Raw genomic sequence first — 12,183 nt, 5'->3', positions numbered from 1 at the left:
GCTGAATGGAATCACTTTCTTAAAAAAACAGACTATAAAACTTTCTATCTAATTAATTTTCTTGTAAATTTGCACCTTAATTTTCGGGAGGCTATGCCTTTACCCAACTTAGCGATTTAGAGAATACAAGAAAAACGATATAGATTATGAGTAAGAAATTTGCTGAACACTCGCAACTCAACCTATCACAGGTCAATAAAGATGTGCTGAAAAAGTGGGATGAAAACGATGTTTTCGCCAAGAGTATGACAGAACGTGAAGGATGTCCTTCTTTTGTCTTTTATGAAGGACCTCCCTCAGCCAACGGTATGCCGGGTATTCACCACGTAATGGCACGTACTATAAAAGATACTTTTTGTCGCTACAAAACCATGAAAGGTTTCCTTGTTAAACGTAAGGCCGGATGGGATACTCACGGGCTGCCCGTAGAACTGGGTGTGGAAAAAGCACTCGGAATTACCAAGGAAGACATCGGCAAAACGATTTCTGTGGCTGAATATAACGCAGCTTGTCGTAAGGATGTGATGAAATTTACAAAAGAATGGACAGACCTTACTCATAAAATGGGTTATTGGGTAGACTTGGATAATCCATACATCACTTACGACAACCGCTATATCGAAACTTTATGGTGGCTTCTGAAACAACTCTACAGCAAGAATTTACTATACAAAGGATATACCATTCAACCTTATTCTCCGGCAGCCGGAACAGGATTAAGTTCTCACGAACTAAACCAACCGGGATGTTACCGAGATGTAAAAGATACTACTGTAGTGGGACAATTCAAGATGAAGAACCCGAAACCTGAAATGGCGGAATGGGGGACTCCTTATTTCTTGGCATGGACTACCACACCATGGACTCTGCCCTCAAACACTGCATTATGCGTCGGTCCCAAAATCGAGTATGTAGCTGTGCAAACCTACAACGGTTACACCGGTGAGAAAATGACAGTAGTGCTGGCCAAAGCATTACTTTACACCCATTTCAACCAAAAAGCGGAAGGGTTGCCTTTAGAAGACTACAAACCGGGAGACAAGCTGATTCCTTTTAAAGTAGTAGGTGAGTACAAAGGTCCGGATTTGGTAGGTATGGAATATGAACAGCTTATCCCATGGGTAAAACCGGTAAGCGTAGACGAAAACGGTAACTGGAAAGAAGCTGCCAATCAAGCATTCCGCGTAATCCTTGGTGACTATGTGACTACGGAAGACGGTACAGGTATCGTACATATTGCTCCAACATTCGGTGCGGACGATGCTTTTGTAGCACGTGCGGCAGGCATACCTTCATTGTTTATGATTAACAAAAAAGGTGAACCTCGCCCGATGGTCGACTTAACAGGTAAATTCTTCTTGTTGGACGAACTGGATGAAGAATTCGTAAAAGAATGTGTGAACGTAGAGCAATATCAAGAATATCAGGGACGCTGGGTGAAAAATGCATACGACCCTCAGTTTACTGTCAATGGTAAATACGATGAGAAAGCTGCTGCCTCTGCCGAAACTCTGGATATTTATATCTGTATGAAAATGAAAGCTTCCAACAAAGCATTCAAGATAGAAAAACACGTACACAATTATCCACATTGCTGGCGTACCGACAAGCCGGTACTCTATTATCCGCTAGACAGTTGGTTTATCCGATCCACCGCTGCCAAAGAACGTATGATGGAACTCAACAAGACCATTAACTGGAAACCGGAATCTACCGGAACCGGACGTTTCGGCAAATGGCTGGAAAATCTGAATGACTGGAACTTGAGCCGTTCGCGTTATTGGGGTACTCCACTTCCTATCTGGCGTAGTGAAGAAGGTGAGGAATTGTGTATCGGTTCAGTAGAAGAACTCTATAACGAGATAGAAAAATCTATTGCTGCCGGTTTCATGACTGTCAACCCTTATAAAGAAAAAGGGTTTGTTCCGGGTGAATATACCGGAGACAATTATGATAAAATCGACCTCCACCGTCCTTATGTAGATGATATTATCCTCGTATCTGAAAGCGGAAAACCGATGAAACGTGAGGCCGACCTGATTGACGTATGGTTTGACTCAGGCGCCATGCCATACGCACAGTTGCACTATCCGTTTGAGAATAAGGATATTGTAGACAACCGGTCTTATTATCCGGCCGACTTCATTGCAGAAGGAGTAGACCAAACTCGTGGCTGGTTCTTTACGTTGCACGCTATTGCAACCATGGTATTCGATAGCGTGGCTTATAAAAATGTTATCTCTAACGGACTGGTGCTTGACAAGAATGGAAATAAGATGTCCAAGCGCTTGGGTAATGCCGTTGACCCGTTCGGTGCCATTGAGCAATATGGCTCTGACCCCTTGCGCTGGTATATGATTACCAATTCTTCTCCGTGGGATAACTTGAAATTTGATACCGATGGTGTAATGGAAGTAACCCGCAAGTTCTTCGGAACGTTGCACAACACATATAAGTTCTTTGCTCCATACGCTAACCTTGACGGTTTCACCTATCAGGAAGCCGATGTCCCTATAAGCAAACGCCCGGAAATTGACCGTTGGATTCTTTCTGAACTAAACTCATTAGTGAAGAATGTGGATATGTGCTATGCGGACTATGAACCGACTAAAGCCGGACGACTGATTAACGATTTCGTAAATGACAATCTGTCCAACTGGTATGTGCGTCTGTGCAGAAAACGTTTTTGGGGTACAGGCTACACAGAGGATAAGTTGGCCGCTTACCAAACATTATATGTGTGCCTGGAAACAGTAGCTAAATTAATGGCACCGATTGCTCCTTTCTACGCAGACAAGTTGTATATGGACTTGATTGCGACAACCGGACGCGACCATGTAGCTTCTGTCCACCTTGCCGACTTCCCGGTTTGCAACGAGGCCATTATCGACAAAGAACTGGAAACCCGCATGGAGTTAGCTCAGAAAGTATCTTCTATGGGATTGGCGCTGCGCAAGAAAATAAATATCATCGTCAAGCAACCGTTACAGAAGTTGATGATTCCGGTAGATACACTGATGAAAGAACGTTTGGAGTCTGTAAAATCACTGATTATGAACGAAGTGAACGTCAAAGAAATAGACTTCGTAGAAGGTACATCCAATTTGCTTGTAAAGAAGGTGAAGTGCAACTTCAAGATTCTGGGAAAGAAGTTCGGCCCATTGATGAAACAAGTGGCTGCTGCTGTAACTGCCATGAATCAGGAACAAATCAGCATTCTCGAAAACGAAGGAAAAATTGTCCTCGACTTAAATGGCACTCCAGCCGAAATAGAAACTTCTGAAGTGGAAATCTTCAGCGAAGATATCCCCGGATGGGTGGTTGCCAACGAAGGCGTACTGACAGTAGCTCTGGACACTGTCGTAACCGAAGAATTGCGCCGTGAAGGTATTGCCCGCGAACTTGTGAGTAAGATTCAGAATATTCGCAAGAGCAGCGGTTTTGAAATAACCGATAAAATAAAGGTATCTTTATCTAAAAATGAGCAAACCGATGGTGCGGTAAAAGAATATAATACTTATATTTGTAACCAAGTTCTCGCTAACTCCCTCAATTTAGTGGACGAAGTGAAGGATGGCATAGAATTAAGCTTTGATGACTTCTCTCTCTTTGTGAGTGTCATAAAAGAATAACATTAACCTTTTAAAACTAAATAATATGGCTGAAAAGACAAGATACTCTGATGCCGAACTCGAAGAGTTCCGCGCCATTATCATGGAAAAACTAGAATTGGCCGAGCGTGATTACGACCGCTTGAAAAGTAGTATCATGAACAAGGACGGCAATGATACGGATGATACTTCTCCCACCTACAAAGTGCTGGAAGAAGGAGCCAATACACTGTCCAAGGAAGAAACGACAAGACTGGCTGCACGTCAGTTGAAATTCATTCAGGGGCTACAAGCTGCCTTAATTCGTATCGAAAACAAAACATACGGCATTTGTCGTGAAACAGGTAAACTGATTCCAAAAGAAAGACTTCGCGCTGTTCCTCATGCCACTTTGAGCATCGAGGCTAAAAACGAAGGAAAGAAATAGAATTTTTATAGTTGACAGGAAGGCAGGACAAAAAGGCTGCTGCCTGTCAACTATTAATTATCACCTATTATAATGAATAAACTACTCACCAAAGGGCAACTTTCTGTTCTGATTGTTTTTGGAGTATTGATTATTGACCAGATAATAAAGATATTGGTAAAGACCAATATGTTCTGGCATGAAAGTATCCGCATTACAGATTGGTTTTATATTTATTTTACAGAAAATAATGGTATGGCTTTCGGCATGGAATTGTTCGGAAAGCTATTTCTTACCACTTTCCGCATCGCAGCTGTGGGACTGATAATCTGGTATCTCAGGAAATTCATAAAACGAAATTATCAAACCGGATTTATAATCTGCCTTTCATTGATATTGGCAGGCGCTATAGGTAACATTATTGACAGCGTGCTTTATGGCGTAATCTTTAATGAAAGTACTTATAGTCAGGTGGCACATTTTGTTCCCATAGGCGAAGGTTATTCCGAATGGTTTCACGGCAAAGTAGTGGATATGTTTTATTTTCCAATCATCGAAACCAACTGGCCGGAATGGATTCCGGGAATAGGTGGAGAACATTTTATTTTCTTCAGTCCGATATTTAATTTTGCTGATGCTGCTATCAGTTGCGGTATCATTGCATTGTTGTTGTTTTATGGTAAATATCTGAACAAAGGTATTCACCCGGAAGAAAAAGCTCAGGAAAAAGATGCGTAATAAGAAGATTAGTTGGACGTTGCTGCTTAGTGCGGCTTTGTTGGCAGGATGCGGAAAACAAATTCCGAAAGATGTCATCCGCCCGGATAAGATGGAGAACATTCTGTATGACTACCATTTGACTACGGCCATGTCCGGCAATATCTCTTATAATGAGAACTACAAAAAAGAAGCCCTCCGCAAGTATGTGTATGAAAAACATCACATTACCAAAGCAGAGTTTGACTCATCTATGGTATGGTACACCCGTCACACGGAAGATCTTGCCAAGATATATACCAATTTGGGAAAACGCTTCCGTGAAGAAAAGAAGGATATAAAACGTTTGTTGGCAATGCGCGAAAACAAACCTTCCATGTCACAACCGGGAGATACAGTAGACGTGTGGTATAATAAAACACTATATTGGCTGACGGATGCACCGCTTTCCAATAAAATTACTTTCGAAATTCCCACCGACTCCAACTTCAAGGTAAAGGATGCTTTCTTGTGGTCGGCAGATTATATTTTCCTCTCAAACCGGCAGCAACAGGTGACGATGGGTTTCAATATTCTGTTTGATAATGATTCTGTGTCGGGTAAAGTAACCGAAGTGACAGCATCAGGCATACAATCATTATATATCAAGCCGGATTCTGCTTATAAAATCAAAAGCATCAACGGTTTTATCTATCTCACGGGAGATTCTGTCAAAACTCCGGGTGTCATAGTAGATAAAATATCATTGACTCGCTACCATGAACCGACAGACACCCTATCTATTGTGGCAAAAGACAGTGTACCCGAAAAGCCGATGTCTGTTATTGGCCAAGATACGGATTCGTTGAGAACGGATTCTGTTCAGATGAAAGAAGCTGCAACTCCCGTACGCCTGAATCCGCGCGATATGAAAGAAAAGGAAAAGGAAAGTGTCCGTCCACAACGTATTCGCCCGCAAAGAAAATGAGACGATTTGCCTGTCACCGTCTGTATCTTTCTCCCGATACATGTTTTGTTCGTTATGTGGTAGAATTAGGAGATGACGGAAAGATGCAGCGTTATTATCCTTTGGAAGAAGAAATATACGCCACCCAATGGATAGGCGGAGTGATTGTGCTTTCTGCAAAAGAAGAGCCCGAACCGATTATGCCAAATGAAAGCTTCAAAACTTTCCTTGCTCAAGTTACCCAGACAAACACCAAAATTCAGGAATGCTATGCGTGGCATATTACCGATTTTGATATTGTCCGAGAAGAATTTGTCTCTCAAAGCCGTATTACCCGACTTTAAAGCAGTCTTCTTCTAAACTCGGCACACACCACAGCTGTGGCAATAGCTACATTCAAAGACTCTGAGGTCTCTCTTTCGTGTGGATAATTGGGAATATACAATCGCTTATTGATAAGTGCTTCCACCTCTGTGCTTACTCCATTTCCTTCATTTCCCATTACAATCAATCCATTGGCTGAAAGAGTTTCAGAATAGATTACGTTTCCATTCAGGAATGTTCCATACACCGGAATTCCCTTAAGTGAAGAAATCAATTCCGGCAAATCACAATAATGTACCCTTACCCGTGCTATTGCCCCCATGGTAGCCTGCACCGTTTTAGGATTAAAAATGTCTACCGTTCCGGCAGAGCAAAAAATATCCTCTATGCCGAACCAATCTGCCAAGCGGACAATGGTTCCCAAATTGCCCGGATCTTGTACATTGTCCAAAGCCAGACACAATGATTCTGAAATAACCTTGCTATCCGATTCATACACCGGTTGCTCAAATATAGCCAGCACTTCTTGTGGCGTCTTTTGCAAACTGGCTCGTGAGAGTTCTTCTTGCTCGACCTCTATCATCTCGTCGGCATGACAATCAGGGTGAGAAGAAAACCATCCGGCAGTACCCGCCAGCAGTCGACAGGGAAAATGCCCCATCAAATCACCTACTAATTTATGCCCTTCTGCAACAAATACTTTTTCTTCCTTACGATTCTTTTTTAGCTCCAACGAACGGATATATTTAATTTTATTCTTGCTCAGCATGATTATTTCCATTAAATAACAAATATTAGAGGCAAAGCTAAGAAGATATTTTCAATTAATATCTATCTTTGCGAGTAAATTTGCGAAGGTTACGGATTTGTATGAAGAAAAGCGCACACCCATATATATATACACTCATTTTAGCACTATGCACCTCGTGTTCGGTCAATAAATTTATTCCTGAAAACCAGTATTTATTGGATGAGGTAAAAATTGTGTCGGACACGAAAGAGGTAAAGCCATCGCTTTTCAATTCTTATCTCCGCCAAAACCCTAATGCCAAATGGTTTAACATGGTTAAAATCCCCATGTATATCTATGGTGCATCAGGTATGGATTCTACTAAACGTGTAAACCGCTTCTTCAGAAAGATTGGAGACGCCCCGGTCATTTACAATGCCGATATTGCCATAAAATCTCAGGAAGAGATAGAAAAGGCTGTACGCAACATGGGCTATATGGGAGCTAAAGTGGCCATGCACACCGAAGTAAAGAAGAACAAATTGAAACTGTTCTATCATATCGAAGCAGGGCGCCCCTATATGATACGCCATATCGCTTACAATATTGACGATTTGAACATTAGTGATTATCTTCAGCAGGATTCTGCCCAAAGTATGCTTTTTCCCGGAATGCCGTTCGATGTAAATGTACTTGACTCCGAACGCCAACGTATCACCAGACTGCTCCAGAATAAAGGATATTATAAATTCAATAAGGATTTTCTGGTATATCAGGCAGATACCACCCGCAATACTTATCTGGTAGACCTCACCTTGAAACTACTTCCTTATCAACGCAAAAAGGAAGATTCACCACAGAAGCACAAGCAGTATTTAGTCAACAGTGTCAACTTTATAGCTGACAGCGAAATGACCCCCATCCGTAAAGGCTCATTTGTCGGTTTCGATTCATTGAGCTATAAAGGATACAATATGTATTATAAGGACAAAATGTTCTTACGTCCGAAACTGTTGATAGATTTCAACCGTATCCGTCCCGGAGAGTTTTATAGTGAGCGTGATGTACAGAATACTTATAGTGCATTGGGGCGTTTGCGCATGCTGAAATACTCCAATATTCGTTTTAACGAAGTGAATGTAAATGACAGCACCAAGTTGGACGCATATATAGTAATGTCAAAAGGACAGAATAAATCAGTATCTTTTGAAATAGAAGGCACGAACTCTGCAGGTGACTTGGGTGCGGCTGCTTCCATTTCTTTCCAGCATAAGAACGTGTTCAAGGGATCGGAAGCATTCACCATAAAAGTGCGCGGTGCTTATGAAGCAATCACCGGATTGGGACAAGATTATGTCAATGATAACTATACGGAATACGGTGTGGAAAGCAGCCTGAACTTTCCGGAATTTATGTTTCCCTTTCTTTCTTCGGATTTTAAAAGGAAAATTAGGGCTACCTCTGAAGTGGGGCTGAAATTTACTTCGCAAGTACGTCCGGAATTCTCCCGTATGCTTGCATCGGCTTCATGGAGTTATCGGTGGAGTGATAGAAAACGTATACAGCACCGTCTTGACCTGGCAGATATCAACTATGTATATATGCCGAGCAAATCACCTGATTTTCAAGAGTATCTGGATAAGATGACAGCCAACAACTCACTATTGCGCGCCAGTTATGAAAACGTATTGATAGTACGCATGGGATACAGTTTCACGTACAACAGTGCAGGTAATAGCATGATGCGCACGCCGACAAAGAGTTCATATTCCTTGCGGGTAAACGTGGAGGAAGCCGGTAATCTGATGTATGCTGCATCCAAACTGACACACTCTACCCCGAAAGGAGACAAAGGATTCGTACTGGCCAATATTCCGTTTGCCCAATATATAAAAGGAGATTTCGACTTTGCCAAGAATTTCATGATTGACCCACGCAACTCTTTCGTATTCCATGTGGGAGTAGGAGTGGCTTATCCTTATGGAAACTCACAGGCACTTCCTTTTGAAAAGCGCTATTTTTCGGGCGGCGCCAACAGTGTGCGCGGCTGGTCGGTACGTTCGCTGGGCCCCGGAGGATATAAAGGAAATTCGGACGGACAAATGGACTTTATCAAACAGTCGGGAGATATCAAGTTAGACTTAAATGTGGAATATCGCACCCATCTGTTTTGGAAGTTAAACGGAGCCGCTTTTATCGATGCCGGTAATATTTGGACGATACGCTCAGACTCAGAGCAGAAAGACGGTGTGTTCAAATTCAATAAATTCTATAAACAGATTGCCGTGGCCTATGGGTTGGGTATCCGTTTTGATTTAGACTATCTCATTCTGCGTTTTGATGGTGGTATGAAGGCTGTCAACCCGATGGAAACCGGTAAAGGACGCTATCCGATAACCCGTCCGCGATTCAGCCGAGATTTTGCTTTCCACTTTGCAGTAGGTTATCCGTTTTAATTAGACATATAATTTTATAGCTTATGAAAAAAACAGAGAAAAAGGTATATACAATAGAGGACGTGGATGAATTGAAGAAATGGTTTGATGCTCAAACACTCCCGCAATCCATGCAAATAAACTCATCCGCTTATTCACCTGATTTGAAAGATACAGTAGCCATGCTGTTTGAACAGGCATATATCTGTTATAACAACCCGAAGATGCAAGGTTGCCTTCTGCTATTGGAAAATATTAAGAAAAATTTAGAGGAAAACAAAGGAAACGCGTGAGCAAAACACTCTTCATATTTGTTTAATGCATTAAAAGTTTTTAATGCAGGCAGTATGAAAAAGAATTTATTATTATATGGTATTTTTTTGGGTGCCCTTTCATTGTCCTCCTGTTCGGGCAATACAAAGAATAGAGAAATGGCTGGCAACAGCATGAGCGTGGAAAGTGCAAACGAAGTGATGAAGTATTATGATACCTCGCTGAAAGTGCTGAAAAATTTGGTTAATGAGGATTCGATAAAAGCCGTATTGGGTTATATCGATAAGACAGAAGGTACAGATATGCTTCCTATTGTTTCGCAACCGGTAGTTTCTGCCCGCGATACCATGTTTGTAGCCGCTCCCGGAGATTATCTGAGTCAAGAAGACCGCCAGAATCTTGAAGAGAACTACACAAGGCTATTTCGTTCTGTATCTGCATTTTACGAAAATTATGCAACTTACCGCCTTTATATGAAGGATAAGGCTTATCTGAAAGACAATTATGCAATGGCCGATAAAATAAGAAAAGAGGAACTCTTGCTGAGTATTGCCCTGTCTGAATATAAGCAGGTGATATTTGATATTCTGACTCCGGCAGTGGAAGGTGCCCAAACCGTTTTAGTCCCCATTCAAAAGGATAAAAAATAAAAGAAAATTCAAAATCCGACAGGCTTATTTTGAAAAAGGTGGGATGCACTTCCACCTTTTTTATGTATATTTGCGACTCTTTTGGCGCAATGGTTGCGACAATACTATAACCAGAAAACGAAACACAATGAAAATTAAATTTATAAGTCTGGCCAGTGGCAGCAGTGGCAACTGCTATTTCATCGGAACAGACGCATATGGCATATTAGTGGATGCCGGCATTGGAATCCGCACTATTAAGAAACATTTAAAAGATTTAGGTATCGGACTCGATACAATTCGGGCTGTTCTTATTACCCATGACCATGCCGATCACATTAAAGCGGTAGGGCATCTGGGAGAAAAATTCGGTATTCCTGTTTATTCCACTCCCGAAGTTCATATAGGCATCAACAAAAGTTATTGTGTAACAGAAAAACTTTCGACCTCTGTCCGCTATCTGAATAAAGGAACGCAAATTCAGATTGAAGATCTCAGCATAACAGCTTTTGAAGTACCCCATGACGGAACAGACAATGTGGGCTATTGCATAGAAGCAGACGGCAAAACTTTTTCTTTTTTAACCGACTTAGGACATATTACATCTACTGCAGCCGAATATATCTGCAGAGCCAATTATCTTATCTTGGAAGCTAACTACGACGAAGAAATGTTGAAGATGGGGCCATATCCTCAGTATCTTAAGGAACGTATCGCCGGTCCGAACGGTCACATGAGCAACCGTGAGACAGCAGAATTTTTGGCCGAGAATATCACTGAAAGGCTAAAATATATCTGGCTTTGCCATCTGAGTAAAGATAACAATCATCCGGAACTGGCTTACAAAACGGTGGAACTTCTGTTGAGAAGCAAAGGAGTGCTTGTGGGTAAAGATGTGCAACTCATTGCCTTAAAGCGAAATACACCTTCCGAGCTTTATGAGTTTGAATAATTTTCGATGAAAAGGTGAAAAAATGAAGCAAAATGTTTGGTAGTTTAAAATAAAACATCTACCTTTGCAACCGCAAATCAGAAATGAATGCACTCTTAGCTCAGTTGGTAGAGCAACTGACTCTTAATCAGTGGGTCCAGGGTTCGAATCCCTGAGGGTGTACAAAATAAAAAATGGTTTGCAAATGCACTCTTAGCTCAGTTGGTAGAGCAACTGACTCTTAATCAGTGGGTCCAGGGTTCGAATCCCTGAGGGTGTACAAAATAAAAAATGGTTTGCAAATGCACTCTTAGCTCAGTTGGTAGAGCAACTGACTCTTAATCAGTGGGTCCAGGGTTCGAATCCCTGAGGGTGTACAAAAAAATAAGGAAAGCGTCATATTCGTTGAGATATGACGCTTTTTTTTCTTTATAACACCGACCATAAGCCCCCAATCAGGGGACTGTCCGAAAATTCCGTTCTTCCTTTCATTAGCTGCTGAAACATCTTGTTGGTGGGGATTCCGATAGTGAATGGACATCCCGTATTGTCTTTTCAGCCTCCTTTCATCTGTAAGACTTTTTTTTTGATAGTGCAAATGCTGAAGGTAGATTGGGTAAAACTTGGTAAGCACCGCTGAAACGAGGATGAGGGGATGTTCTGTCATTCTTAACCGATTGATTATCTGGGCGCTTTAATTAAAATGTAAGGATGAACGGAAAAAAGATGGCCGGAAAAGAAGGAATGACCGGCTTAGTGAGGGGATGATGCAATCTGCCCCTACACGAAAAACATACCGAGCTTTATTAAAAAGATGCCGAGGTTTTCTGAAAACATACCGAGCTTTTTAAAAAAGACCTTGATGTTTTAAAAAAACCTCAAAGTCTTTTTTGCAGCATGGTAGTGTGTCAAAACTAAACCGGGCTATCCCATCGTCAGTTGTAGGGGCAGGGTTCGCCTGCCCGAAGACACAAAGCAAACTATTTTCGGGCGAGCAAACCTCGCCCCTACACACGAAACGACAGCATTATCCACATTTTGCCCCCTGTTTGTAAAGTGTGTACGTACGCATCGGTCTACACATACGGTGGCATAAGCCCACACGTACGTACGCATCGGCCTACACGTACGTACGCATGAGCCTGCACGTATATATGTCATTGTGTCAGGCTCCGTCATAT

General features: G+C 41.8%; 11 protein-coding genes and 3 tRNA genes. 12 read left to right on the top strand and 2 right to left on the bottom strand.

Annotation, left to right across the window (positions count from 1 at the left end):
* Nucleotides 1–146 precede the first annotated feature (146 nt).
* From ileS to IR173_RS00050, 5 genes are all read left to right on the top strand, one after another.
* A complete protein-coding gene (gene ileS, locus IR173_RS00070; RefSeq protein WP_237037672.1) occupies nt 147–3,632 on the top strand; it encodes an isoleucine--tRNA ligase in 3,486 nt (1,161 codons plus the stop codon).
* Nucleotides 3,633–3,657: 25 nt separating this feature from the next.
* A complete protein-coding gene (locus IR173_RS00065) occupies nt 3,658–4,038 on the top strand; it encodes a TraR/DksA family transcriptional regulator (protein WP_237037671.1) in 381 nt (126 codons plus the stop codon).
* 72 nt (nt 4,039–4,110) lie between these two features.
* Entirely contained in the window at nt 4,111–4,755 is a 645-nt protein-coding gene (locus IR173_RS00060) for a lipoprotein signal peptidase (RefSeq protein ID WP_237037670.1), read from the top strand.
* Nucleotides 4,748–5,701 carry a DUF4296 domain-containing protein gene (locus IR173_RS00055; RefSeq protein WP_237037669.1) on the top strand — a complete coding sequence of 318 codons (954 nt, stop codon included), beginning with the start codon at nt 4,748–4,750 and terminating at the stop codon, nt 5,699–5,701. The genes IR173_RS00060 and IR173_RS00055 overlap by 8 nt, the downstream gene beginning before the upstream one ends.
* Complete coding sequence (locus IR173_RS00050) at nt 5,698–6,024, top strand: hypothetical protein (RefSeq protein ID WP_237037668.1); 327 nt, start codon at nt 5,698–5,700, stop codon at nt 6,022–6,024. The genes IR173_RS00055 and IR173_RS00050 overlap by 4 nt, the downstream gene beginning before the upstream one ends.
* Here IR173_RS00050 and IR173_RS00045 read toward each other — a convergent pair.
* Entirely contained in the window at nt 6,021–6,773 is a 753-nt protein-coding gene (locus IR173_RS00045; protein ID WP_237038397.1) for an RNA methyltransferase, read from the bottom strand. The genes IR173_RS00050 and IR173_RS00045 overlap by 4 nt on opposite strands.
* A gap of 101 nt (nt 6,774–6,874) precedes the next feature.
* Here IR173_RS00045 and tamL point away from each other — a divergent pair, with 101 nt between their 5' ends.
* The 7 genes from tamL to IR173_RS00010 all read left to right on the top strand — a co-directional run bounded on the left by tamL (nt 6,875) and on the right by IR173_RS00010 (nt 11,379).
* On the top strand, nt 6,875–9,190 hold the full coding sequence (gene tamL, locus IR173_RS00040) for a translocation and assembly module lipoprotein TamL (RefSeq protein ID WP_237037667.1): 2,316 nt from the start codon (nt 6,875–6,877) through the stop codon (nt 9,188–9,190).
* Nucleotides 9,191–9,213: 23 nt separating this feature from the next.
* The gene (locus IR173_RS00035) at nt 9,214–9,462 is read left to right on the top strand and encodes a DUF6965 family protein (RefSeq protein ID WP_237037666.1); all 249 of its coding nucleotides are present in this window, start codon (nt 9,214–9,216) and stop codon (nt 9,460–9,462) included.
* A gap of 54 nt (nt 9,463–9,516) precedes the next feature.
* On the top strand, nt 9,517–10,092 hold the full coding sequence (locus tag IR173_RS00030; RefSeq protein ID WP_237037665.1) for a DUF6845 domain-containing protein: 576 nt from the start codon (nt 9,517–9,519) through the stop codon (nt 10,090–10,092).
* A gap of 127 nt (nt 10,093–10,219) precedes the next feature.
* Nucleotides 10,220–11,023 (top strand): MBL fold metallo-hydrolase, encoded by an 804-nt coding sequence (locus IR173_RS00025; RefSeq protein ID WP_237037664.1) that lies wholly within the window; start codon nt 10,220–10,222, stop codon nt 11,021–11,023.
* A gap of 89 nt (nt 11,024–11,112) precedes the next feature.
* Nucleotides 11,113–11,185: transfer RNA gene (locus IR173_RS00020), tRNA-Lys, on the top strand.
* Nucleotides 11,186–11,209: 24 nt separating this feature from the next.
* Nucleotides 11,210–11,282, top strand: a tRNA-Lys gene (locus tag IR173_RS00015).
* Between the two features lie 24 nt (nt 11,283–11,306).
* Nucleotides 11,307–11,379 (top strand) — tRNA-Lys (locus tag IR173_RS00010).
* 547 nt (nt 11,380–11,926) lie between these two features.
* Here the strand turns inward: IR173_RS00010 and IR173_RS00005 are convergent.
* Nucleotides 11,927–12,183, bottom strand: a 257-nt coding sequence (locus IR173_RS00005; RefSeq protein ID WP_237037663.1) for a hypothetical protein, incomplete at its 5' end; no start/stop codon positions are given.

It is taken from the genome of Phocaeicola faecalis (assembly GCF_021730445.1).
Classification (GTDB): Bacteria; Bacteroidota; Bacteroidia; order Bacteroidales; family Bacteroidaceae; genus Phocaeicola; species Phocaeicola faecalis.
The sequence above is the reverse complement of the archived record's forward strand: the minus strand, read 5'-3'. Positions and strand labels throughout refer to the sequence as shown.